This is a genomic window from Streptomyces sp. NPDC004051 (assembly GCF_053604275.1).
This window is the reverse complement of record NZ_JBSGHG010000001.1, coordinates 454,909-478,204: the sequence shown is the minus strand read 5'-3', so window position 1 is coordinate 478,204 and position 23,296 is coordinate 454,909. Positions and strand designations below refer to the sequence as shown.

Annotated in this window: 21 protein-coding genes; 9 read left to right on the top strand and 12 right to left on the bottom strand. The window is 71.0% G+C overall.

The window, feature by feature from the left end:
- The first annotated feature begins 390 nt into the window (after positions 1-390).
- The 3 genes from ACWEQO_RS02195 (at position 391) to ACWEQO_RS02185 (ending at position 7,799) form a co-directional block, all read left to right on the top strand.
- A complete protein-coding gene (locus ACWEQO_RS02195) occupies positions 391-1,764 on the top strand; it encodes an alpha-amylase (protein ID WP_452977908.1) in 1,374 nt (457 codons plus the stop codon).
- A 204-nt stretch (positions 1,765-1,968) separates the two neighbouring features.
- Positions 1,969-7,383, top strand: coding sequence for a pullulanase-type alpha-1,6-glucosidase (gene pulA, locus ACWEQO_RS02190; protein WP_452977905.1), 5,415 nt, complete (start codon positions 1,969-1,971; stop codon positions 7,381-7,383).
- A gap of 53 nt (positions 7,384-7,436) precedes the next feature.
- Positions 7,437-7,799: a 5-carboxymethyl-2-hydroxymuconate Delta-isomerase gene (locus tag ACWEQO_RS02185; protein ID WP_361448597.1), complete on the top strand. Its 363-nt coding sequence runs from the start codon at positions 7,437-7,439 to the stop codon at positions 7,797-7,799.
- A gap of 54 nt (positions 7,800-7,853) precedes the next feature.
- Here ACWEQO_RS02185 and ACWEQO_RS02180 read toward each other — a convergent pair whose 3' ends face one another.
- Together ACWEQO_RS02180 and ACWEQO_RS02175 are read right to left on the bottom strand one after the other, a co-directional pair.
- Entirely contained in the window at positions 7,854-8,549 is a 696-nt protein-coding gene (locus ACWEQO_RS02180; RefSeq protein ID WP_361448600.1) for a TetR/AcrR family transcriptional regulator, read from the bottom strand.
- 63 nt (positions 8,550-8,612) lie between these two features.
- Positions 8,613-10,583: a hypothetical protein gene (locus ACWEQO_RS02175; protein WP_452977900.1), complete on the bottom strand. Its 1,971-nt coding sequence runs from the start codon at positions 10,581-10,583 to the stop codon at positions 8,613-8,615.
- Between the two features lie 169 nt (positions 10,584-10,752).
- On the opposite strand from ACWEQO_RS02175, the gene ACWEQO_RS02170 reads away from it, so the two are divergent.
- Complete coding sequence (locus tag ACWEQO_RS02170) at positions 10,753-11,196, top strand: hypothetical protein (protein ID WP_361448606.1); 444 nt, start codon at positions 10,753-10,755, stop codon at positions 11,194-11,196.
- 132 nt (positions 11,197-11,328) lie between these two features.
- On the opposite strand, the gene ACWEQO_RS02165 is transcribed toward ACWEQO_RS02170, so the two are convergent.
- The 7 genes from ACWEQO_RS02165 to ACWEQO_RS02135 form a co-directional block, all read right to left on the bottom strand.
- A complete protein-coding gene (locus tag ACWEQO_RS02165; protein ID WP_452977897.1) occupies positions 11,329-12,897 on the bottom strand; it encodes a DUF1996 domain-containing protein in 1,569 nt (522 codons plus the stop codon).
- 349 nt (positions 12,898-13,246) lie between these two features.
- Positions 13,247-13,900 (bottom strand): response regulator transcription factor, encoded by a 654-nt coding sequence (locus tag ACWEQO_RS02160; protein ID WP_361448612.1) that lies wholly within the window; start codon positions 13,898-13,900, stop codon positions 13,247-13,249.
- Complete coding sequence (locus ACWEQO_RS02155) at positions 13,885-15,168, bottom strand: sensor domain-containing protein (protein WP_452977894.1); 1,284 nt, start codon at positions 15,166-15,168, stop codon at positions 13,885-13,887. The genes ACWEQO_RS02160 and ACWEQO_RS02155 overlap by 16 nt, the downstream gene beginning before the upstream one ends.
- A 97-nt stretch (positions 15,169-15,265) precedes the next feature.
- Positions 15,266-16,294 carry an NAD-dependent epimerase/dehydratase family protein gene (locus tag ACWEQO_RS02150; protein ID WP_452977892.1) on the bottom strand — a complete coding sequence of 343 codons (1,029 nt, stop codon included), beginning with the start codon at positions 16,292-16,294 and terminating at the stop codon, positions 15,266-15,268.
- A 79-nt stretch (positions 16,295-16,373) separates the two neighbouring features.
- Complete coding sequence (locus tag ACWEQO_RS02145) at positions 16,374-17,030, bottom strand: winged helix-turn-helix domain-containing protein (protein WP_452977889.1); 657 nt, start codon at positions 17,028-17,030, stop codon at positions 16,374-16,376.
- A 513-nt stretch (positions 17,031-17,543) separates the two neighbouring features.
- On the bottom strand, positions 17,544-18,224 hold the full coding sequence (locus ACWEQO_RS02140; protein WP_452977886.1) for a hypothetical protein: 681 nt from the start codon (positions 18,222-18,224) through the stop codon (positions 17,544-17,546).
- Positions 18,225-18,345: 121 nt separating this feature from the next.
- Positions 18,346-18,720: an ArsC/Spx/MgsR family protein gene (locus tag ACWEQO_RS02135; protein WP_452977883.1), complete on the bottom strand. Its 375-nt coding sequence runs from the start codon at positions 18,718-18,720 to the stop codon at positions 18,346-18,348.
- Between the two features lie 240 nt (positions 18,721-18,960).
- Here ACWEQO_RS02135 and ACWEQO_RS02130 point away from each other — a divergent pair, with 240 nt between their 5' ends.
- Complete coding sequence (locus ACWEQO_RS02130; protein ID WP_361448627.1) at positions 18,961-19,275, top strand: hypothetical protein; 315 nt, start codon at positions 18,961-18,963, stop codon at positions 19,273-19,275.
- 47 nt (positions 19,276-19,322) lie between these two features.
- Here ACWEQO_RS02130 and ACWEQO_RS02125 read toward each other — a convergent pair whose 3' ends face one another.
- Both ACWEQO_RS02125 and ACWEQO_RS02120 read right to left on the bottom strand, forming a co-directional pair.
- Complete coding sequence (locus ACWEQO_RS02125; protein WP_361448630.1) at positions 19,323-19,595, bottom strand: SCO2583/SCO2584 N-terminal domain-containing protein; 273 nt, start codon at positions 19,593-19,595, stop codon at positions 19,323-19,325.
- Positions 19,596-19,860: 265 nt separating this feature from the next.
- Positions 19,861-20,124 carry a hypothetical protein gene (locus ACWEQO_RS02120; RefSeq protein ID WP_452977880.1) on the bottom strand — a complete coding sequence of 88 codons (264 nt, stop codon included), beginning with the start codon at positions 20,122-20,124 and terminating at the stop codon, positions 19,861-19,863.
- A 184-nt stretch (positions 20,125-20,308) separates the two neighbouring features.
- Between ACWEQO_RS02120 and ACWEQO_RS02115 the strand changes: the two genes are divergently transcribed.
- From ACWEQO_RS02115 to ACWEQO_RS02105, 3 genes are read left to right on the top strand one after another with little or no spacing between them, the layout of a single operon-like run.
- Positions 20,309-20,812: a hypothetical protein gene (locus ACWEQO_RS02115; protein WP_452977877.1), complete on the top strand. Its 504-nt coding sequence runs from the start codon at positions 20,309-20,311 to the stop codon at positions 20,810-20,812.
- Complete coding sequence (locus ACWEQO_RS02110) at positions 20,809-21,201, top strand: DUF6907 domain-containing protein (protein ID WP_452977874.1); 393 nt, start codon at positions 20,809-20,811, stop codon at positions 21,199-21,201. The genes ACWEQO_RS02115 and ACWEQO_RS02110 overlap by 4 nt, the downstream gene beginning before the upstream one ends.
- Positions 21,198-22,001, top strand: coding sequence for a hypothetical protein (locus ACWEQO_RS02105; protein WP_452977871.1), 804 nt, complete (start codon positions 21,198-21,200; stop codon positions 21,999-22,001). The genes ACWEQO_RS02110 and ACWEQO_RS02105 overlap by 4 nt, the downstream gene beginning before the upstream one ends.
- Before the next feature lie 398 nt (positions 22,002-22,399).
- Here the strand turns inward: ACWEQO_RS02105 and ACWEQO_RS02100 are convergent, their stop codons facing one another.
- Entirely contained in the window at positions 22,400-22,642 is a 243-nt protein-coding gene (locus ACWEQO_RS02100) for a GntR family transcriptional regulator (protein WP_452977868.1), read from the bottom strand.
- 146 nt (positions 22,643-22,788) lie between these two features.
- Between ACWEQO_RS02100 and ACWEQO_RS02095 the strand changes: the two genes are divergently transcribed.
- Positions 22,789-22,986, top strand: a complete 198-nt coding sequence (locus ACWEQO_RS02095; RefSeq protein ID WP_452977865.1) for a hypothetical protein — start codon at positions 22,789-22,791, stop codon at positions 22,984-22,986.
- Positions 22,987-23,296: the final 310 nt, after the last annotated feature.

The following is a 23,296-nucleotide window of genomic DNA, read 5'->3' as shown; positions in this document are numbered from 1 at the left end:
TGGGCGAGGGCCCGCCGCTCCCTGACCGGGGCGGCGGGCCCTCAGCCTGTGCGGGTGCTGCTCACTCCGCTCCGGGAACGGTCGGTACATCATCCAGGGCACCGGAACCGAGATGGTGCCGTGGCTGAGCGATGAGACGCCGACGCCCCGGAGTGCGTCCTGTGTTGCTTGAGGGGCGTGCCACCCTGTGCCCACCGGCCGTGACCCCCTCTGTCAAAGACGTCGCACAAGCCGGCGGACCGGATTTCTTGCCGCAACTTCGTTCGAGGTGCTGCCCTTTCGGAGGGTGAAGCTTTAACATCTGCGTCACGCAAGGTTTCTGAAGGTTTCAGCAAGAAGCTTCAGGGGCTTCGCACTCCCCACACCCTTCGATGAAGAAGGACACCCCACATGGCACGCAGAACCCTCGCCGGGGTCGCCGCGCTCGCGGTCGCCTCGGTTGTCATGACCCCGACTGTCGCGCAGGCCGCGCCGCCCGGGAACAAGGACGTCACCGCCGTCCTGTTCGAGTGGAACTTCAACTCGGTCGCCCGCGAGTGCACGAACACCCTCGGCCCCGCCGGGTACGGGTACGTCCAGGTCTCCCCGCCCGCCGAGCACATACAGGGCTCGCAGTGGTGGACGTCGTACCAGCCGGTGAGCTACAAGATCGCCGGACGGCTCGGCGACCGCACCGCGTTCCGGAACATGGTGAACACCTGCCACGCGGCCGGTGTGAAGGTCGTCGCCGACACGGTCATCAACCACATGTCCGCAGGCAACGGCACCGGCACCGGCGGCTCGTCGTACACCAAGTACAACTACCCGGGCCTGTACTCCTCGTACGACTTCGACACCTGCACCTCGGAGATCACCGACTACCGGGACCGCTGGAACGTCCAGAACTGCGAACTGGTCGGCCTCGCCGACCTCGACACCGGCGAGGAGTACGTCCGCAGGACCATCGCCGGGTACATGAACGACCTGCTCTCCCTCGGCGTCGACGGCTTCCGGATCGACGCGGCCAAGCACATGCCGGCCGCCGACCTCGCCAACATCAAGTCCCGGCTCTCCAACCCCGGTGTCTACTGGAAGCAGGAGGCCATCCACGGCGCCGGCGAGGCAGTCCAGCCCAGCGAGTACACGGGGAACGGAGACGTCCAGGAGTTCCGCTACGCCTACGACCTCAAGCGGGTCTTCAACAACGAGAACCTCGCCTACCTGAAGAACTACGGCGAGGGCTGGGGCTACATGAACAGCTCCGTCTCCGGCGTCTTCGTCGACAACCACGACACCGAGCGCAACGGCTCCACGCTCAGCTACAAGGACGGCGCCAACTACACCCTGGCCAACGTCTTCATGCTGGCCTGGCCCTACGGCGCCCCGGACATCAACTCCGGCTACGAGTTCTCCTCCACGGACGCCGGACCGCCGAACGGCGGTCAGGTGAACGCCTGTTGGCAGAACGGCTGGAAGTGCCAGCACGCCTGGCCGGAGATCAAGTCCATGGTCGCCTTCCGCAACGCCACCCGCGGACAGGCCGTCACCAACTGGTGGGACAACGGCAACGACGCCATCGCCTTCGGCCGGGGCAACAAGGGCTTCGTGGCCGTCAACCACGAGTCCGGCTCCCTGACGCGCACCTACCAGACGTCGCTCCCGGCGGGCACGTACTGCAACGTCCAGAACAACACGCAGGTGAGCGTGAACGGTTCGGGGCAGCTGACCGCCACCCTGGGCTCCAACACGGCCCTCGCGGTGTACGCGGGCAAGTCCTCCTGCTGAACGCGCGCCGGTCGCACCGCCGTTCACGGAGGGCGGCGCGACCGGCGTCCGCGTGCAAATCCTTACCGTTACTTTCACGACCCTTGCTGTAAAGCTTTCAACGGCGATAGCGTCACGCCCGGAGCCCGGTGACATGGCCGAAACAGGCCGCGCCGTGGCGTGGGGTCGGATCCACATGTGCCGTAATCACAAGGAGTTCACGCCTTGATACCCAGATGGCCCGCGCCCCCGGGGCGCCGCACCGTGCGGGGGAGGCGGGTCGCCGCCGTCACCGTGGCCGCGCTCGCCGTGGCCCTCGTGCAGCCGCTCTCCGCCGGAGCCGCCACACCGCCCAAGCCCCCGTCCGACGCCCACCTGGCGAAGGAGCCCGCGCGGCACGACCTGACCCGGGAGCAGTTCTACTTCGTGCTGCCGGACCGGTTCGCCAACGGTGACCCGAGGAACGACCGGGGCGGGCTCACCGGTTCGCGTCTGACCACCGGTTACGACCCCACCGACAAGGGCTTCTACCAGGGCGGCGACCTCAAGGGCCTCACCCGGAAGCTCGACTACATCAAGGGGCTCGGCACCACCGCCATCTGGATGGCACCCATCTTCAAGAACCAGCCCGTCCAGGGCGCCGGCAAGGACGCGAGCGCCGGCTACCACGGGTACTGGATCACCGACTTCACCCAGGTCGACCCGCACTTCGGCACCAACAAGGACCTCGAGACCCTCATCGACAAGGCCCACGCCAAGGGCATGAAGGTCTTCTTCGACGTCATCACCAACCACACCGCCGACGTCGTCGACTACGAGGAGAAGTCCTACGACTACCTCTCCAAGGGCGCCTTCCCCTACCTGACCAAGGACGGGAAGCCCTTCGACGACGCCGACTACGCCGACGGCGCGAAGAAGTTCCCGCGCGTCGACGCCGGTTCCTTCCCGCGCACCCCGGTCGTCCCCGCCGCGAAGAAGAACGTCAAGGTCCCGGCGTGGCTCAACGACCCGACGATGTACCACAACCGGGGCGACTCCACCTTCGCCGGCGAGTCCAGCGAGCACGGCGACTTCTCCGGCCTCGACGACCTGTGGACCGAGCGTCCCGAGGTCGTCGACGGCATGGAGAAGATCTACCAGCGGTGGGTGAAGGACTTCGACATCGACGGCTTCCGGATCGACACCGTGAAGCACGTCAACATGGAGTTCTGGACCCAGTGGGCCACCGCCCTGGACGCCTACGCGGCCAAGAGGGGCCGTGACGACTTCTTCATGTTCGGCGAGGTCTACTCCGCCGACACGGACGTCACCGCCCCGTACGTCACCGAGGGCCGCCTCGACGCCACCCTCGACTTCCCGTTCCAGGAGGCGGCCCGCCAGTACGCCTCCCAGGGCGGCAGCGCGCAGAAGCTCGCGGCCGTCTTCGGCGACGACCACAAGTACACGACCGACAAGGCCAACGCCTACGAGCAGGTCACCTTCCTCGGCAACCACGACATGGGCCGCATCGGGACGTTCCTCAAGCAGGACGACCCGAAGGCGTCCGACGCCGCACTGCTGAAGAAGGCCATGCTGGCCAACGAGCTGATGTTCCTCAGCCGCGGCAACCCGGTCGTCTACTACGGCGACGAGCAGGGCTTCACCGGCGCCGGCGGCGACAAGGACGCCCGCCAGACCCTGTTCGCCTCCCGCACCGCCGACTACCTCGACGACGACCTCATCGGCACCGACCGCACCCACGCCGAGGACACCTACGACACCGAGTCCCCGCTCTACCGGCAGATCAGCGCCCTCGCGAAGCTCCGCACGGCCCACCCCGCCCTCACCGACGGCATCCAGCAGCAGCGGTACGCGGCCGACGGCCCCGGCGTCCACGCCTTCTCCCGCACCGGCACGGGCAAGGACACCACCGAGTACGTCGTCGCCTTCAACAACGCCGACGAGGCCCGCAAGGCCACCTTCGCCACGAACTCGGCCCGCATGACCTTCCGCGGCATCCACGGCACCGACGCCTCCGTCACCAGCGGCGCCGACCGGAAGATCACCGTCACCGTCCCGGCCGGCTCGGCGGTCGTCCTCAAGGCCGCGGGCAGGCTCGACCGGCCCGCGGCGAAGCCCACGGTCACCCTCAAGGCCCCCGAGGCGGGCGCCACCGGCACCGTCGAGCTCACCGCCGACGTCGAGGGCGGACAGCTCAACCGCGTCGTCTTCGCCGCCCAGACCGGCAACGGCACGTGGCAGACCCTCGGCTCCGCCGACCACGCCCCCCACAAGGTCACCCACACCATCGGCGCGGACGTCCCCGCCGGCACCGCCCTGCGCTACAAGGCCGTCGTGATCGACTCGGCCGGCCGCACCGCGAGCGCGACGGCCGCCTCCACCACCGGCACCCCGCCCGTCGCGGAGCCGCCGTCCGCCGCCTCCCGCGACCACGCGATCGTCCACTACCGGCGCGCCGACGGCGACTACGACGACTGGGGCCTGTACGCCTGGGGCGACCTCGCCGAGGGCGAGGCCACCGAATGGCCGAACAGCCACCCCTTCACCGGCCGCGACGCCTACGGCGCCTTCGCCCACGTCAAGCTCAAGCCGGGCGCCTCGGACCTCGGCTTCCTCGTCATCGACAAGAACGGGAACAAGGACGTCTCCACCGACCGCACGATCGACCTCACCAGGACCGGTGAGATCTGGATCGAGCAGGGCGAGGAGACCGTCACCACCGAAAGGCCCGAGTACCCGGCGCAGGACACGACCAAGGCGGTCCTCCACTACCACCGGGCCGACGGGAACTACGACGGCTGGGGCCTGCACACCTGGACCGGCGCCGCGGACCCCACCGACTGGTCGAAGCCCCTGAAGCCGGTGAAGACCGATCCCTATGGCGCGGTCTTCGAGGTGCCGCTCACCGAGGGCGCCACCAGCCTCAGCTACATCATCCACAAGGGCGACGAGAAGGACCTGCCGTCCGACCAGTCGCTCGACCTCAAGGCCGACGGCCACGAGGTGTGGCTGCTGAGCGGCCAGGAGAAGTACCTGCTGCCGCAGCCCGCCGGTTCCGCGGCCGCCCTCGACCTGGCCACCTCCAAGGCGGTCTGGATCGACCGGGACACCGTCGTCTGGAACGGCTCCGACGCCGCCGCCTCCACCCAGCTCCTCGCCTCCCGCACCGGCTCGATCAGGGCGCAGGACGGCACGCTCACCGGCGGCGACGACATGCGCGTGCTCCGGCTGACGAAGGCGTCCCTCACCGACGCCCAGAAGGCGAGGTTCCCGCACCTGAAGGACGACACCGCCTGGACCGTCGACCCGCGCGACCGGGACCGCGTACGCGAGGTCCTGCGCGGCCAGGTCGTCGCCTCCCAGCGGGCCGCCACCGGCGCCGTGCTCGCCGCGACCGGCGTGCAGACCGCGGGCGTCCTCGACGACCTGTACGCGGCCGGCGCGACCAAGGCGCAGCTCGGCCCCGTCTTCCGCGACGGCCGTCCCACGCTCTCCGTGTGGGCGCCGACCGCGCAGCACGTCTCGCTGGAGATCGGCGGCTCCACCGCCCGCATGGAGCGCGACGACGCCACCGGCGTCTGGTCCGTCACCGGTCCGAAGTCCTGGAAGGGCAAGCCCTACCGGTACGTCGTGAAGGTGTGGGCGCCCAGCACCCGCGAGATCGTCACCAACAAGGTCACCGACCCGTACTCGCTCGCCCTGACCACCGACTCCCAGCGCAGCCTCGCCGTCGACCTCGGCGACCGGGCTCTCGCCCCCGAGGGCTGGTCGAACCTGGCCAAGCCGAAGGCCGTACCGCTCAAGGACGCCCAGATCCAGGAGCTGCACGTCCGCGACTTCTCCGTCAAGGACCGCACGGCGAAGCGGCCCGGCACCTACCTCGCCTTCACCGACAAGGACAGCGACGGCTCGAAGCACCTGCGGGAGCTGGCGAAGGCCGGCACCTCGTACGTGCACCTGCTGCCCGTGTTCGACATCGCGACCATCCCCGAGAAGAAGTCCGACCAGGCCACCGTCGACTGCGACCTGGCCGCGTACCCCGCCGACTCCGACCAGCAGCAGGAGTGCGTGGCGAAGGCCGCCGCCAAGGACGCCTACAACTGGGGCTACGACCCGTACCACTACACGGTCCCCGAGGGCTCCTACGCCACCGACCCGGAGGGCACGACCCGCACGGTCGAGTTCCGGAAGATGGTCAAGGCGCTCAACGAGGACGGCCTGCGCGTCGTGCTGGACGTCGTCTACAACCACACCGCGGCGAGCGGCCAGGCGGACACCAGCGTCCTGGACCGGATCGTGCCCGGCTACTACCAGCGGCTCCTCGCCGACGGCTCGGTCGCCAACAGCACCTGCTGCGCCAACACGGCCCCCGAGAACGCCATGATGGGCAAGCTCGTCGTCGACTCGGTCGTCACCTGGGCCAAGGAGTACAAGGTCGACGGCTTCCGCTTCGACCTCATGGGCCACCACCCGAAGGCCAACATGCTCGCCGTGCGCAAGGCCCTCGACGCGCTGACCTCGAAGAAGGACGGCGTCGACGGCAAGAAGATCATCCTGTACGGCGAGGGCTGGAACTTCGGCGAGATCGCCGACGACGCCCGCTTCGAGCAGGCCACCCAGCAGAACATGGCCGGCACCGGCATCGCCACCTTCTCCGACCGGGCCCGGGACGCCGTCCGCGGCGGCGGCCCCTTCGACGAGGACCCCGGCGTGCAGGGCTTCGCCTCCGGTCTCCACACCGACCCGAACTCCTCGAAGAGCAACGGCACCGAGGCCGAGCAGAGGGCCCGGCTCCTGCACTACCAGGACCTGATCAAGGTGGGCCTGAGCGGCAACCTCGCCGAGTACCGCTTCACCGACACCGAAGGCAAGGAGGTCAAGGGCTCGCAGGTCGACTACAACGGCTCCCCGGCCGGATACGCCGACGCCCCCGGCGACGCCCTCGCCTACGCCGACGCGCACGACAACGAGTCCCTGTTCGACGCACTCGCCTTCAAGCTGCCGGCCTCCACGAGCGCCGACGACCGGGCGCGCGCACAGGTCCTCGCCATGGCGACGGCCACCCTGTCCCAGGGCCCGGCGCTCTCCCAGGCCGGCACCGACCTGCTGCGCTCCAAGTCCCTGGACCGCAACTCCTACGACAGCGGCGACTGGTTCAACGCCATCCACTGGAACTGCGCCGCGGGCAACGGCTTCGGCCGCGGTCTGCCCCCGGCCGCCGACAACGCCGACAAGTGGCCCTACGCCACGCCCCTGCTGGGCGCGGTGCAGGTCGGCTGCCCGCAGATCGAGGGAGCCTCGGCCGCCTACCGGGACCTGCTGAAGATCCGGACGACGGAGAAGGTCTTCTCCCTCGACACCGCGGGCCAGGTGCAGTCCCGGCTGTCCTTCCCGCTGTCCGGGAAGGACGAGACGCCCGGCGTGATCACGATGCGCCTCGGTGACCTGGTCGTGGTGTTCAACGCCACGCCGGAGCGGCAGAAGCAGCGCGTCGACGCCCTCGCCGGCACCGGCCACCGCCTGCACCCGGTGCAGGCGGTGGGAGCGGACCCGGTGGTGAAGACCTCGTCCTACGCGGCGAAGACCGGCACCTTCACCGTCCCGGCCCGCACGGTCGCGGTGTTCACCACGGCCGGCTGACGGACGGCGCGGGCTAAGGTGGGCCCTCCGACCTGCAACTGGAGGGCCCACCGATGCCGCAGATCACCGTCGACTACTCCGATCAGCTGAAGGCCGGCTTCGACTTCGACCGGCCCGCCTTCGCACGGGACCTGCACACCACCGTGGTGGAGATCGCGGCGGCCAGGCCGGCGGCGTGCAAGACTCGGTTCCGCCGGACCGAGGACGTCGTGGTCGGCCCCGACATCGACGGCCACGCCCTGGTGCACGTCCACATCGGACTGCTCCCCGGGCGGACCGAGGAGACCAAGGCCCGGCTCACCGAGGCCGTCCTGGAACTGGTCCGGCAGCACGTGAAGTCCCTCGACGGCACGATGCTGCACGCCTCCGCGGAGGTACGCGAGCTCGACGCTTCGTACCGGAAATTCGAAGAATAGGGGCGTAGGGGCGTAGGGGCGTGGGCGAGCAGCAGGAGCAGCGGCCGGCGACCGTCAGGACGAGGACGCCAGCGCGATCAGCCGGGTGACCAGGTCGGCGAACGGCCCGTCACCCGGCTCGTCCTTGAGCAGACCGCGCAGCAGCGTGCTCAGCTCCTCGTCGTGCGCCGCGGCGACGGCGGCGAGCGCCGCGAAGTCGTGGACCAGCTGGGCCTCCAGCTCGGCCCGCGGTATGCGCCGGCCGTCCAGCCAGATCAGCGCCGTCGACTCGGCGAGCGAGATCCAGGAACGCACCACCAGATCCAACTGCGCGGGCGGGTCCACCGCGCCCATGTGCGACAGGATCTGTTCGTACGCCCGCTGCCGCACGGAGTCGACCAGCGCGTTGGTGGTCGAGGAGCCGACCGCCGGGCCGCCGCGCATCAGGGCGGAGAAACCCGGCCCGTGCTCGTCGACGAAGTCGAAGTACCGGCCCATCACGCGCAGCAGCCGGGCCCCCAACGGGCCCTCGTGCGGCTCCACGAACCGCGACGCGAGATCGTCCGAGGCACGCCTCAACGCGGCCTCGTAGAGGCTGAGTTTGCCCGGGAAGTAGTGGTAGACCAGCGGGCGCGAGATACCGGCCGCCGAGGCGATCTCGTCGATGGAGACCTCGTCGGGCGAGCGACGGCTGAACAGTTCGAGGGCGACGCCGATCAACTGCTGCCGGCGCTCCTCGACTCCCATTCTGCGACGTACCCCGGTAGTCATACCTCCAGCCTACCGATCGATTCCGGACTCGAACGGTCCGGACCGGACGGCGTCATCACCGGGTCAGCCGAGGCCGGTGATCGAGCCCCCGTCCTTCAGGGTGCCCACAAGGTCGGCCCGGGCGCCCCGTTCGGCCTCGACGGTCAGCAGGTTGCCCCGCGCGGTGCCCTCGACACCGCCCGTCGCGGTGACGGACCTCGTGCCGCGACTGCCGGCGGCCAGCAGGTACCAGGTGCCCGCCGGGGACTTCCACAGCACCCCGGCCAGCACCCGCGGCTTCCGCGCCCCGCACTGCGGAACGTCCTCGGCCTTGGCCACCACCGTCCCGGACGGCCCGCCCGGCGTGTGGAACTGCGCCAGCACCCGGCTGCCACCGCCCCGCCAGGTCTCGGCCCGCGTGCACACCCACTCCGCCGGGCCTGCCGCGCCGTCCGGCAGCGGCTGCTCGGCGAACGCCCACGCGTTCACGCTCCGTACGCCCGCCGAACGCACCGAGGCCAGCGAGCACGCGAACGGCGCCCAGGCACGCAGCACCCCGTCGCCGGACGCCCCGCCGGCGGCCCCGGGCCGTCCCGCGGTCAGCCGGGCCGGGACCAGCTCGGCGAGGTCGGTCATCAGCCGGGTGCGGGTTCCGTCGGTCAGCTCCAGCACGTTCCACGAGGTGCACGAGCCGGCCCGTAGCGCCGGGCTGGCCAACGGCGAGGTGACCCCGTCGGTGAGCGTGAGGTCCTTCGCGCCGGCGTCGGGCTCGCGCAAGTCCCGGTAGCGGGCCTCGCTCACCCAAGGGGCCGCCAGATAACGGACGTTGCCGTCGACCCGGCTCAGCACCACCGCACTCGCCCCGGCCCGGTCCGCGCCGTCGACCCGGGCGAGGTCGAGGACGGCGCCCCGGGCGCCGCCCTCCGGCTCGGCGTACCTGGCGATGCGCAGACCGTCGTGGAGGATCACCACGCGCGCCCTGTCGACCGTCCCCGCGTACAGCAGCTGGGGCGGTCCGGCCGGGCCGCCGGACGGGGTGCCCGGCGTCGCCGACACCTGGACCCGCTCGCCGGGCCGGGCCCACACGGCGAGGGCGCGGCGCAGCAGGTCCCTGTCACCGGTCAGGTCGCCGCGGGCGGGCCACACGGAGAAGTCGGTGCGCGCGGAGACCTTCCAGAGGGCGGAGGAGACCCGGGCCAGCTTCGCCGGGTCCAGGGCGGCCCGCGCGGCCGGGTTCTGCGCGTACGACGGTGCCGCGGCGCCGTCCGGCCCCCAGCCGTCGCCCGGCAGCCCGAGCAGCGCGCCGCAGACCACGAGCGCGCCCCCCGCGGCCAGCGCGACCTTCAGATGCCGGCGGCGGCGCAGCAGATCGGTGGGCCGGGCCTGGAGCGAGCAGGGGTCGAACTCGGGGGAGTCGAGCAGCCGGTACTCGGCCGGCACCCCGTCGGCCTCACGCAGCGCGGCGGTCGCGTCGGCGACCCCCGCCTCGGTGAGCACCCTGCGCACGTCGTCGTCCGCGAGCCGCTCGAGGCCCCGCAGCACGTAGGCGGCGCGGGCCGGTCCGGGCAGGGCGGACAGCCGCTGGTCCAGGGCGAGTTCGTCGGCGCCACCGGGCCGCGGGTGCAGTCGCAGCCCCCACACCCGGGGCAGCGGCGGCGACAGCAGCGCCCGCCGGAGCGGCCCGCCGGCCCGCAGCGCCGTACGCACCACCTGCAGCCGGACCAGCGCGTAGCCGGGATCGCCGTCCGGCCCCGGGGGCGGGGCGGACGGCGGGGATTCGGCGGGCGGGGCGGACTGGGCGGCTTGAGCGGACTGGGCGGACTGGGCGGGGATCACCGGCGCCGTGGTGCGGCCGCGGGGCAGCGCGCGCTGGGCCAGGGCGTGCGCGGTCAGCACCCGCCTGCTCCGGCCCGTACCCGGCGGCAGCAGCAGGTAGGCGAGCCGGACGAGCCGCGGATAGTGCTCGGCGAGCGCGGCCTCGGCCTGTTCGACATCGACGACCGGGCCGTCGGGGGAGGGGTGCGGGGGGCGCTGGGCGGCATGCTGTGACTGCACGCCCAGCAGAACGAGCAAACCGGCCGGTAGGTCACTGGGCGGTCCGGACGGCGTCGACCGATTCGGTGGCGTGCGCGTTGAGCACTGCGCGCACCGGAGCCGTATCGAAGGCGGAGAGCCCTTTGCCGGGGCTCCGTGCGGCATGTCGCCGGAAGGACCGGAGGAACTGATGAGGCTGACCCGACAGATGCTCGCGCTGACCGGCGCGGTGGCGGTACTGGCGCTGGCGGGCTGCGGGTCCGGCGGAGCCGAGAGCAAGGTGCCCGAAACGGCCACCGGCAGTCTGGAGCACCTGGCCGCCGAGGCGAAGTGCAAGCCGGACATGCAGACCGACGCCGACACGATCCGTCAGGCCATCTGCAAGAAGGGCAAGGAGCAGTACGTCCTGGCCACCTTCGCCACCGACCGCGGCCAGCGCGAGTGGATCGACATGGCCAAGGACTACGGCGGCTTCTACCTCGTCGGGCGCAAGTGGGTCGCCGTCGGCGAGGAGAACGTGCTCGACGACCTGCGCGGCCGGCTCGGCGGCGACGTGGAGGAGGGCATCGACCACGCCAACATGGACCACGGCGGCGGTGCCCACGCGTCCGGCCACGCCGGGCACGGAGGCTGAACAGAGCACCCCGGACGCTTTGGGCGCACCGGGCACGTCGGTGCACACGAGAGGAGGGCCGGTGGCGGGATTCCCGCCACCGGCCCTCCTCTTTTCCCGGTGTCCCGGTGTCTCAGTGGGCGACCGAGAGGACTACGTGCACTTCTTGCCCTTGTTGATGCACTTGACGACCTTGTTCATCAGGCTCTCGTCCATGACGTTGATGAAGTCGTTGTGGTCGGTGATCGGCTTGTGCAGCTGCTCCGGGAAGCTGTCCACGGCGTACGGGTTCTTCACCTGACCGTTCTCGATGGTCGGGGTGGGAACGTCGTACACCAGGCGGACCTGGAGCTGCGGGATGGCCTTGAAGCCGTTCGCACAGCTGCCGTCCGCCTGGACGAACGCCACGTGGTCGCGGTGGTTGGCGCTGTCGGTGTTCTGTCCGTCCCAGCAGCTCTGGAAGTTGGACGTGCGCACGAGCTTGCTGCCCTCGGGGCACAGCACGTACTTGTCCGTGGACTGCCGGTCCTCGAAGCCGGTGCAGCTGTACGAGGTGTTGGCGTTCTTGAGACCGTTGGTGAACGCCTTGGCGTCACCGGTGATGATGCGCATCAGCTTCGGGATCGCGACGACCTTGCTCCGCTTGTTGCCGACGAACCGGAGCTGGGCCTCCTCGGCCTGCAGGATCCTGCCGACGTTGCCCTCGGCGCCACCGCCCTGGTCGGCCGCGTCGAACTCCTGGGTGCCGTCCTGCACACGCAGCACCGGCCAGAAGTACGAGGACTTGTCGCCCTGGTTCTGGCAGCTGGTCTCGGCGACGACCAGGTCGTCGTCGCTGGAGAGCGAGCTGTTGTTCTGGTTGCCGACGTAGTCGTGCACGTGGTGCGCGCCGTTCGCGACACCGGGGGCCACGATGATGTTGTCGCTGTTGTAGATCTTGTTCTCGTTGACGCCGCACTTGGTGGTGAAGCTGCCCTTGGAACCGGACCTGCCGTTGGCGGCCAGACCGTTCGGGAGGTTGCGGGAGTTCGGCGGGACGTCGTTGATGTCGATGAAGTCATCGGCGAACGGACCCGCGGCGCCGTTGCCGTTGTCGTTGGGCAGCTGCCCCTCGCCCTGGTCCTGACCGTCGCCCTGACCCTGGCCGTTGTCCTGGCCCTGGTCACCGCCCTGGCCGTTGTCCTGACCGTCGCCGTTCTGACCGTCGCCGTTCTGGCCGCCGCCGTTCTGGCCGTCGGTCGGCAGCGGCTGGTCGGCGGGACGGCCGGAGCAGGGGGCGAGCTCGTCCAGGTTCCCGGGAACCTGGCCGCCCGCGCGGCTGATCTCCAGCTTGATCCGGTCGAGGAGCACCTTACGACGGTCCTTGAGCGGACCCAGAATGGCGTTCTGGACGTACTGCGAGTCCCCGGCCTGAGCCTGGCGCGTGGTGGCCAGGCGCTGGTAGGCGTCGGTGATCTGCTGGTCCATCGAGGCCAGTTCGCCGTCGACCTCACCGCGGGCCTGGTCCGGCACGTCGGAGAGCTGCTGGCCGACGTCCGGGCAGTCGATCGTGGCGATCTGCGCCGCGCTCGCCTTGGTCTGGCTCTGCGACTGGTTCGACTCGCCGGCCGAAGCGTAGAAGTTCGCCCAGACCAGCCCGCCCCCACCGAGCGCCAAGGCCGCCGTTCCGGCCACGGCCTTGGCTGCCAACGGCATACGGCGTTTTCTTGTATTGCGTCCCATCATTCTCCTCGCAAGGGGGGCTCTCGGCCTTCCCGGTGCTCTGGTGATTTGTGCTGTGCCCCGCAAAGGGATCGGTTCGGGCTGGACCGCATCCTTCGGGCTGGAAGCCCGCCGCCTCAGCGGTGGGTGGAGTCACGGAACTCCTCTGACCTGGTTGAGGAGCACCCCCTTACGGGCATCGGATCGCCCAACGGAAGCGGAGCGGCTCCCTTGAGTACGGGAGCCGCCCCGGGGGTGTTCAACCGTCACGGAAATTGATGAGAAGTTCGTACGGCACTCTGGTTTCAACGCCCTCCGGAGCACGAGGAGTTGTCGATCGTGGACGTCGGGTGAGAGCGCGGGTCCGGTTTCACCGGCCCTGGTCGAGATAGGCGAGAACCGCCAGCACACGACGGTTGTCGTCGTCCGAGACCTCCAGTCCCAGTTTGGCGAAGATGTTCGCGGTGTGCTTGGCGATGGCCCGTTCCGTCACCACCAGCCGGCCGGCGATCGCCGCGTTGGAGCGCCCCTGTGCCATCAGCTCCAGCACCTCCCGCTCCCGGGGCGTCAGCCGCGCCAGCGGCCGGTCGTCCCCCGACCGCCGCGCCAGCAACTGCTGGATCACCTGCGGGTCCATCACCGTGCCTCCGCCCGCCACCCGCCGTACGGCGTCCACGAACTGCTCCGCGTCGAACACCCGGTCCTTCAGCAGATAGCCCACCGCGCCTCTGTCGTCGGCCAGCAACTCCCGCGCGTACAACTGCTCCACGTGCTGCGACAGCACCAGTACCGGCAGCCCCGGTCGACGGCGTCGCGCCTCGAGCGCGCACTGCAGCCCCTCGTCGGTGTGCGTCGGCGGCAGCCGTACGTCGACCACGGCCACATCCGGCTCCGACTCGGCCAGCGCCCGGGCCAGTTCGGGCCCGGACTCCACGGCCGCGGCGATCTCGAAGTCATGGGCCCGAAGGAGCCGGACCAGTCCGTCGCGCAGCAGGAACAGGTCTTCGGCTAGGACAACTCGCAAGGGATCTCCATGGTGACCATGGTGGGACCGTCCGCGGGGCTGCTGACGGCCAGGACGCCGTCGAATGTACCCAGCCGCCGCTCCACCCCGGCCAGCCCCGAGCCGGCCCCGATCACCGCGCCGCCCTTGCCGTTGTCGGTGACGTTCACCCGCAGATGGCCCCCGGTGTGGTGCAGATCGACCCAGATCCGGTCGGCGTCCGCGTGCTTCACCGCGTTGGTGAGCACCTCACTGACGGCGAAGTACACGGCCGACTCCACCGGTGCCCCCGCCCGGCCCGACAGCTCCACGTTCACCTCGGTGGCCACCGGCAGCCGCAGTGCCAGCGCCCGCACCGCGTCGCCCAGTCCGCGCTCGGCCAGCACCGGCGGATGGATGCCGCGCACCAGCTCCCGCAGTTCCGACAGCGCCTCCGCCGAGGACCTGCGGGTCTGCGCGATCAACTCCCTCGCCTGCTCCGGGTCCTTGTCGAGGAGTGCCTCGACGGTCCCCAGGTCCATGCCCATCGCGACCAGCCGGGCCTGCGCCCCGTCGTGCAGATCCCGTTCGATGCGCCGCAGTTCGGCGGCGGACGTGTCGACGGCGTCGCGCCGGGACTCGGTCAACACCCTGACCCGCTCGCTCAGTTCACCCTGGCTGGGGGAGAGGACGGCGCGGGTGAGCCGGTAGTGGGCGCTCAGCACCGACGGGGTGACGAAGTGGGCGAGGAAGAGCAGACCGAGGGCCAGTGCGCCGGCGCCGAGCGCGGAGGCCTGGTCGCCGACCGGGACGAAGCCGTACCAGTACGGGTCCGGCATCACCCGCCACAGCCCGGCCGCGAGCGCGAACCCCTCCAGCGGGTACAGCAGCAGCGTGGCCGGCAGCAGCGCGGTGACGACCCCCGCGGACATGTCGACCAGCAGCCACCACAGTTCCCGCCGGGTCGCCGGATCGCGCAGCATCCCGACCGTGCGCGCCCACGGGTCGGCGTCCTCGGGCAGCGGACGGTACGCGGGCGGGATGCGCACCCCGCCCCACTCGGCGGCCAGCACCCGCCGCCAGTTCGCGTAGGTGCGCACCCGGGTCAGCACGTACGGTGTCGTGACGACGCCGATCCCGAGGGGAATCAGCGCGATCGACAGCAGGGTCAGGGTGAAGCACAGCGCTGACAGCGGGAGCGACACCAGCCCCAGCCCCACCCCCCGCAGTGCGCCCTTCGCCAGGCCCTTCGTATGTCTGGTGCTGCTTCCCGTGCCGTCTGTCGTGCCGTTTCTCGTGTCGATGCTCATGCCGGCAGTCTGTCCGGGCACCGGCGCCCGGGTCACTGGCCCGAACCCCCGGTCATGGGGTGGTGCTAAGTACACCCGGCCGGGCCCACGGCTCGTCCTACGGCTCGCCCCGGCCTTCCTCCGCCGCGAGTACCTTCGCCTCCACCTCCGGGTCGAGCCCCCTGAACGTCCGGTCCGGACGCCGGGGCGCCGTTCCGCCGATGGCGCGCAGCCAGCGCCAGGTGTCGGCCACGGTCTCGGCGACGGGACGGCAGCGCAGCCCCGTCGCGACCGCCCGGGAGACGTCCGCTCGGTGCAGGGCGCCGTGCGCCTCGCTGTCCGGCGGCACCCACACCGGCAGCTGCGTCCACGGTTCGATGCCGGCCTGAAGAATCGCCTCCGGCTCGGTCCAGCGCAGTTCGGCGGCGCCCCCGGTCACCTCCGCGCACGCCTCCAGCAGCGCGCCGATCGTGGCGTGCCCCTGCGGGCCCCTCAGGTTGTACGGCCCGCTCAACTCCTGCTCGGCCGCCCCGAGGATCCACTCGGCGAGGTCGCGGACGTCGACGTACTGGACGGGCAGGTCACGCGGACCCGGAGCGAGGACCGGGCCGCCGCGTGCCATCCGGTTCAGCCACCAGGGCAGCCGGCCGACGTTCTCGTACGGCCCGAGGATCAGCCCCGCCCGCACCAGCACCGACCGGTCCGCGCCGAAGGCGTCCACGGCGGCCAGTTCGCCGCCCCGCTTGTCCTGCGGGTACGCGGTGCGGTCGGCGTCCGCGCGGGCGCCCGCCACCACCGGGGCCTGCTCGGTGTGCCCGGTGGGCGCGGGCCACTCGTACACCGAGCAGCTCGACACGTACACGTACCGCCCGGCGCGGCCCCGCAGCAGCCGCGCCGTGTCCCGGACCGCGCGCGGGGCGGCCGACCAGGTGTCGACCACGACGTCCCACTCGCCGGCCGCCTCGTCCAGGGCGGCCAACCCGTCGACGAAGCGGCCGGCGGTCCGGTCGCCCAGCAGCGACCGGACGCCCGGCGGGGCCGCGTGCCGCCCCCGGTGGAAGACGGTCACCTCCCAGCCCCGCCCGAGCGCCGCCTCCACCACGGCCCGTCCCGCGAACTCCGTACCGCCCAGCACCAGAAGCCTCATACCGTCCGACTCTGCCGGGCCGGGCGGGCCGGGGGAACAGGGATCTGCCGAGGGCAGAGCAGGACAGGGACAGCCGCCCTCAGGGCGTGTACTTGTAGCCGACCCGGCGCACGGTCTGGATCCTGCCCCGGTGCTCGGCGCCCAGCTTGCGGCGCAGCCGGGCGACGTGGACGTCGACGGTGCGGCCGTCTCCCACATGGCCGTAGCCCCACACGGTGGCGACCAGGTGGTCGCGGGTGTGCACCCGGCCCGGGTGCGCCACCAGATGGGCGAGCAGCTCGAACTCCAGGTAGGTGAGGTCGAGTTGCCGCCCGTCCACCTCGGCGGTGCGCCGCACGGTGTCGACACGGACTGCCCCGTCGGCCCCGTCGGCCCCGTCGGCTTCGGAGGGCGCGGCGGGCGCGGACGACGGGCCGGCGTCCGGTACCGCCACCGGGAACGGCGGCTGCTGGTCGGCGGGGACCAGCACCAGGTAGCCGACCATGGGCGGGCGCCCGGGCAGGACGGGCAGGGTGTGCTGCGGTGCGGGCAGCCAGGTGGCCCCCGGAGGGAGCAGGTCCGCGACCGTGACGACCTCGTCCGGGGCGACGGCCCGCAGCCGGTGACGGGGACGGCCGTCGGCCGGGACGGTGGACGAGGAGGGAACGGGCGTCACGGAGTTCGCAGCGTGCGCGGAGCGCGCGGGGTTCGCGGCGTTCGCGGGGTTCACGGGGGAGAGGGAACGAGTGGTCGCCATGAGGGGTCAGCTCTTTCGCGCGAAGGGTTCGTCGAGAGGACTCGACCGCCACGAGCTCGTGGTCGGGCCGGTCGAGGACGTACGCGGTTCGCGCCGGCGGAAGGCCGGGAAGTACGGCGTCAGAGGGCCGGCGCGGTCGTCGCGCGGCAACACTCGCGGTCGAAGTCGTCGTGCTGACGGGAGGGCCAGAAGGGCTCGAGGTCCTGGCGACCTGTCGTGAGGAGCACCCGGAAACCGTCCATGCCCCCATTGAAGCAGACCAAGGCCCTTGGCAGGAGCCCCGGTTCACCACGTGGACCGTGTGGACCGCGCGGGGCGGGCTTCCCGCTCCTCCCCGGACACAGGCCGGGAACAGGCCCGGACGCAGGGAGCCCTTCCCCGCTCTCGACGGCGGCCGAGCGGGGAAGGGCTCCCGTCACACCCCGGGGCGGCGACCCGGACCGGGACGGCACCGTGGTGCGCCCCGCCCCTCGAACCGGGTCATCGCCCCCGGGGGCCCGTGGCGACCCGGGGTCAGCCCACCTTCTCGATGAGCGCCCGGCGGATCAGGAACTTGCCGGGCTCCCGGACCTGTTCGAAGGCCGCGTCGTTGAGCAGGGCGCAGCTGCCGGACACCCCGGTGACCTCCACCGTCGTGGACTTGTTGTTGTCCAGGTTGGTGACCTTCAGCTTGGTCCCGGCCGGGAACTGGTTGCTGGACGCCGCAGGGGCGCCAGCCTCACCGGAGAGGGTGACCGTGGAGCCGTTGCACACCTGCTCGCCGGAGGCCGCCGCGCCGCCGCCGCCCGGGTTCTGCGCGGCGTCGTCGCCACCGCCGGCCTGCTCGCCGCCGGCCTGCTCACCGGGGGCGGGCTGTGCGGGCTGGGAGTCCTGAGCCGACTCCCCAACCGTGCACCCGGACGCCCTCTGCTTGAGCTCGATCTCCGCGATGACCGCTTCGCGGTTGGCGATCCGCGCCTCGGACTGCGCATCGGGATCGGCCCGTTGGCCCTCGATGAACTTCTGGTTGTTGCCGAGCGCCGTGGCGAGACCCTGGCAGACCGTCGAGTCGGCCGCCGACTTGGTGGTGGGCGCCGCGGTCTGGGAGGCGTTCGACGTGGTCGCCATGACGAAGGCGCCGCCACCGGCCACCGTCGCGGCGCTCAGCAGCAACGCGAGCTTCTTCTTGGGGCCGAGAGTTCTCCTGCGCGACATGCGCGCCTCCTGAAGCGGTAGGGGAACGTACGCCGCTATGTACGAGATGCCGAACGAAGTTACTCAGCGGTCCGACGGACTCCCCGGAGTGGCCTGCGTCACACGCCGTCCGCCTCGGGTGTCAGGCGTCCGGCGCCCGCCGGGACAGGGCGTCCCGTACCGCCTCCTCGCTGCGGGCCACGACCGCCGTGCCGTCCTCGGCCGTGATGATCGGGCGCTGGATCAGCTCGGGGTGCTCGGTGAGCGCCGCGATCCAGCGCTCCCGTGAGCCGGCGTCCCGCGACCACTCCTCGAGCCCGAGTTCCCCGGCGGCCGCCTCCCCGGTACGGGTGATGTCCCACGGCTCCAGCCCCAGCCGCTCCAGCACCTCACGGATCTCGCCCCGACTCGGCGCCTCCTCCAGATACCGGCGGACGGTGTAGTCGGCGCCCTCGGCGTCCAGCAGGGTGAGGGCGCTGCGGCATTTGGAACAGGCCGGATTGATCCAGATCTCCATGCCGCTCACCGTACGCCCCGCCGCCCCCCACCAAGCCGTTGTTCGAATTCCCCGCCACCTCGGAGGCACCTTCCGAACCAGGCGTTCCACGGCCGGAACCCCTTCCCCACCTGGGCGTTCTTCGACCTTTCCGGGGCCCCGGATGTCAGTGCCGGGCAGTAAACTGGAGGCAGTGTTCGAGGGTGTTGCCGGGATCGGCGTGGATCTCGGTGGGCACCCTGACCGCGACAGGAGGATGCCGTGCCCGCCGCCGCACTGAAGCCGAAGCCCCTGCCCACCCAGTCCACCGCGAAGCGTCCCGTCCTGCTCGAAACGCCCTGCGCGCCCGTCGCGAAGCGGCCGCTGCCGCCGGGCCGCCCGCGAGAGTGGTACGTCGCGCACAACCGCCGGCTCAAGGCGATGCGGCTGGCCATCGCCCTGCTCGACTCCGGCGTCTACCTGCCCGACCAGGCGTCCGACGAGACGATACGCGGCACGGCGGAACTGATCGGCATACACCCGCCGTCCCGCACGACCTGCCACATGGTCCGCTCCCTCATGCGCCACAACCGCTGAAGCGATACCGGGTCCGGGTGCTCCTCGTGGGGCGCCCGGACCTGTGATCAGTACGGGCGGAAGTTGATGTAGCCGAGGAAGACGATCACCGCGGCCACGCAGCCGAGGACCACGGCCGTGGACACCCAGGACGACGATCCCCGGGGCGACGACCGCCGGGACCCCCGGTGCTCCGGCTCGCCGCGGAACGGGACCGGGCCGGGCGGGTTGTCCTTCCAGCGCGCGGCGAGCATCCGGGCACGGGCCGACGGCTCCTTGTGCTCGGCCCCGTCCGCCCACTTGATGTCGAACTCGCGCTCCTCGTCGTCCCTTTCGGGCATCCCCGTGAACCTCTCTCGAACAGCAGTGTCAGTTTTCCATCATCCCTCTCCGGGCCCGCCGAGGAAAGCACGTTCCGGACACGCGAGACGCCCCTGCTCCCGCAAGCGGGAACAGGGGCGCCGAACAGCGGTGACGCGTGCGCGCCGGTGGATCACACGTCGAAGTACAGCTCGAACTCTGACAGTGCTTGATCCACCTGGGGAATTCGGCCCGATTGGGCTCTGACCTGCGGTAATGCTGCTAGTCGTGCCCAGTCGTGCCCGATCACGCCTGAGGGTCTTGCGGACTCTTTGCGGACTGCCCGTCGCCGTCACTCTGGGTCGACCACGCTCCGGCCGGCGGTCGCTCGGGGAGCTTGGCGCCGGGGCGCCTCATGTACCAGCGCATGAACTCCCGCAGCACCTTGCCGCGCGGGCTGCGACCTTCGGGGTAGATGGCGCGCGTCGCGGCCTCGAAGGGCGTCCATTCGCTGTCGGGCACGCGGAAGTTTCGCGCCGGGTCGTACTCGGTTTCCGTCTCGGGGGTCATGGCCCGAGGTTACAGCCTTGTGTGTACGAACGGCCAGAGACTCGTGGGTACAAGATTCTTCCGCAACGGGCTTGCTTTGTAGGTACAACGGGGCTAGCTTCGTACCTACAAGTCGGCCCCAACCCGGTGCTCGCAACACCGTGAAGGGGCCTGACGGATCACCTGCGACTACAGGAGAACCGCTATGGCCAAGTCTGCCATGCCCATCCCGTCCGTCGACCGCCTGATGGACGCCCCGCTGCCCGTGCTCATGAACGAGCTGGGCGTCACCCTCTTCGACTCCGACATCACCGACCGGGAGTTCTTCGGCGCGGTCGTCGAGCGGAAGACGGGTGAGCTGATCCTGTCGCTGCCCGCCGGCCGGTCCGAGCTGGAGCGCGACACGGTCGCCCGCTACCTCCTCGCCCAGGCGCTCGGGGTGAAGGTGGCGCCGATGCCGGCCCCGCTCGTCACCTCCCGCTCCGACGAGGGCGGCCCGGGGGACGTCGTGCAGGCCGCCCTCACCCCGGAGCAGGCCGACGGTCTCGCCTGCATCCACTGCGGCCGCATGGACACCCCGATGAAGCCGGTCGGCACCCGCGACGGCGTCCAGCTGTTCGCCTGCACCCCGGCCTGCCCCGCCGACGACGACTCCGACCCGGACATGGACGAGGCCCTGCGCCGCGTCCGCGGTGGGCGGTCGGCGTGAACGGGTCGCCGCTGCCGTTCGAGGCGGTCCGCACGGTCACCCTGGACACGCTCGACTCCGGCCCGGTCACGTTCGACTGCCCGGCCTGGTGCATCGGCCACGGCTGGCAGGCCGGCGCGGTCATCGGCCGGAACGACATCACGCACAACAGCGTGCGGGTGAAGGCGGCCGTCGACACGGAGTCCTACGGGCTGATGCCGGTGCTGACCGCGCGGATCTCGTGGGCGCCGTTCGTCGAGCTGGTGCCGCGGGTGGCGGTCGAGGTCGACCTGTACGGCGACTTCGAGGCCGAGGAGATCACGGGGGTGGCCGGCGCGCTGCGCACGGCCGCCGCCCGGCTGGAGAAGGTCGCCGCCGAAGCACTCCGCATGAGGGGGGACGCGCTGTGAGCGCCGTCGAGGAGCAGTTCAACGAGATCTACAACGAGTACTCCCGTCGGCTCACCGCGTGGGTCAGGTGGCATCTGCCGTCGAGTCTCGCCAGTCAGGCCGAGGACTTCGCCCAGGACGCGTTCATCTCCCTGCTGGAGTACATGCGCAAGGGCAAGCCGGTGGAGAAGCCCTACGGCCTGCTGATGAAGATGGCGCAGCGCAGGATCTGGGAGCGTCAGGCCCTGCACTCGACCCAGCACTCGTTCGTGTTCGACGTGAACAGCCCGGGGTACAGCCTGCTCGACGGCTTCAACGAGCACCGCTACGCGTCCGGGGATCCGGTGCTGGCGATGATCGCGGCGGAGCTGGAGACGGCGCACGAGCGGATGACGGCCGCGTCGGAGCGGTGGCGGAAGCTGCACCAGAAGGTGGCTTCGATGAAGCCGCGGGGTGCTGCGACGACCGACCCGGCGCGTATCGCCCGGAACGAGGCCCGGAAGGCTGAGGCGTGCCTGCAGCGGGATGAGGCTCTGACCGAGCTTCAGGAAGCCTGCCGGGTGGTCGGCCAGTTGCGGGGCGAGCTGGAGCAGGCCGGCGGGGGTAGCTGGCGGTCGTGCTCCGGGTGGCCGCCGCCGCGCTACTCGGGCGGGGTCCGCAAGGACGGTGTCGCGTCGGATCCGACGTCGACGGAGTGCTCGAAGGGGCACTGCCTGAAGGACTTGGAGCGGGTGAGTTTCACCGCGGACGGCACCAGGCAGTGCCGGGAGTGCAAGGCCGGTGCGAACGACCGGCAGCGCGCCGCCCGCGCCACCGCGTAACGGCACGTCGTTTCCCTAACGCCCCCCTCTCCGGAGGGGGGCGTTTTGGTGTGCGGAACCGCTGGTCGAATCCCATTAACCCCCCTCCCCGCGTGGGGGTCGGGGAGGGGGTGTTCCCGCAGCGTGTTACCGATCTCCCCCCCTCTCCTCGAGGGGGTTGGATCGCAGGTCGCATCGCAAGTGCTCGACCCCTCTGCGGGCGGTGTTCGCGCAGCGTGCGATCCAAGTGAAGGGCCTCCGCGGCGGGTGTTCCCGCAGCGTCTTCCACATCTCCCCCCGGCCGTTTCCCGGGCCCGCTCGAGGACTGCACAACCCTTTACGCCCAAGGGGTCCGGGCCAGTGCGTACCCCTCGAGGACCCGCTTCCTGTAAGGGCGGGACGCGCTTCCGAGCGGGCTCTCACGGCTGGGGTGCGTCGGTCACGTAGGAGCCCTTGCCGCGCACGGTGACGACCAGGCCCCGTTCGATGAGCAGCCGCACCGCGGCCCGCGCGGTCGGCCGGGACACGCCGAACTCCTCGACGATCCCCGCCTCGGACGGGATGCGCCGGCGGGGCGGGTAGGTGCCGTCGGCGATCCGGGCAGCGAGGACCGCGGCGATCTGCTCATACAGGGGTTCGGGCCCGTCGAGATCTACGGTCATGTATCGACCGTAGGAGTCATACGTCGATGCTTCTCGTTGGGTGACGTCACCTGACAACACCTGACAGGTGGGCCTACGCTGCGGAAACGGAAGGCCCCCGCAGCCTGGCCGGGCCCGGGGGTGTGGACGACTGGTGAGGAGTCGACATGGACGAGAGTACGCAGACCGAGACTGCCGCGGGCACCCCCACGGGCTACGGCTTCTGCAGCTGGCATGAGCGCTTCGCCGCCGACGTCCGGCTCATCGACGTCATCGAGCAGGGCTCCGGGCCGGGTGGCGTGCAGTACGCCTGCCCGCCCTGCATCGCCGCTCACCGGCTCGTGCCGTTCGCCGACCGGCCGTAAGGACCCTGCCCCGACCCTGCGTTTCCGCAGGACGGACCCTGCCAGAACCCTGCCGGGACCCTGCCCCGGCCGGGCAGGGTCGACGACGACCCTGCCGCTCTCTGGCAGGGTCGGGGGCAGGGTCGACCTGCGGCGCGGCAGGGTCGGGGCAAGGTTCTGGCAGGGTGGTTTGACCGGTATATCACCGTGATTCGTCCGTGAGGGACCGTGATTCTCGGGCCCGGCACCGTGACGTCGTACCGGTGCGTACCGGTGGAATCACGGTCGTCGTCACGGTGGGTTCGCCCCGGTATGCACCCTGGACAGGCCT

Coding starts and splice junctions, on each gene's coding strand:
- ACWEQO_RS02195 (WP_452977908.1), top strand. CDS start 391: ATGGCACGCAGAACCCTCGCCGGGGTCGCCGCGCTCGCGGTCGCCTCG.
- ACWEQO_RS02185 (WP_361448597.1), top strand. CDS start 7,437: ATGCCGCAGATCACCGTCGACTACTCCGATCAGCTGAAGGCCGGCTTC.
- ACWEQO_RS02180 (WP_361448600.1), bottom strand. CDS start 8,549: ATGACTACCGGGGTACGTCGCAGAATGGGAGTCGAGGAGCGCCGGCAG.
- ACWEQO_RS02170 (WP_361448606.1), top strand. CDS start 10,753: ATGAGGCTGACCCGACAGATGCTCGCGCTGACCGGCGCGGTGGCGGTA.
- ACWEQO_RS02165 (WP_452977897.1), bottom strand. CDS start 12,897: ATGGGACGCAATACAAGAAAACGCCGTATGCCGTTGGCAGCCAAGGCC.
- ACWEQO_RS02155 (WP_452977894.1), bottom strand. CDS start 15,168: ATGAGCATCGACACGAGAAACGGCACGACAGACGGCACGGGAAGCAGC.
- ACWEQO_RS02150 (WP_452977892.1), bottom strand. CDS start 16,294: ATGAGGCTTCTGGTGCTGGGCGGTACGGAGTTCGCGGGACGGGCCGTG.
- ACWEQO_RS02145 (WP_452977889.1), bottom strand. CDS start 17,030: ATGGCGACCACTCGTTCCCTCTCCCCCGTGAACCCCGCGAACGCCGCG.
- ACWEQO_RS02140 (WP_452977886.1), bottom strand. CDS start 18,224: ATGTCGCGCAGGAGAACTCTCGGCCCCAAGAAGAAGCTCGCGTTGCTG.
- ACWEQO_RS02135 (WP_452977883.1), bottom strand. CDS start 18,720: ATGGAGATCTGGATCAATCCGGCCTGTTCCAAATGCCGCAGCGCCCTC.
- ACWEQO_RS02125 (WP_361448630.1), bottom strand. CDS start 19,595: ATGCCCGAAAGGGACGACGAGGAGCGCGAGTTCGACATCAAGTGGGCG.
- ACWEQO_RS02120 (WP_452977880.1), bottom strand. CDS start 20,124: ATGACCCCCGAGACGGAAACCGAGTACGACCCGGCGCGAAACTTCCGC.
- ACWEQO_RS02115 (WP_452977877.1), top strand. CDS start 20,309: ATGGCCAAGTCTGCCATGCCCATCCCGTCCGTCGACCGCCTGATGGAC.
- ACWEQO_RS02100 (WP_452977868.1), bottom strand. CDS start 22,642: ATGACCGTAGATCTCGACGGGCCCGAACCCCTGTATGAGCAGATCGCC.
- ACWEQO_RS02095 (WP_452977865.1), top strand. CDS start 22,789: ATGGACGAGAGTACGCAGACCGAGACTGCCGCGGGCACCCCCACGGGC.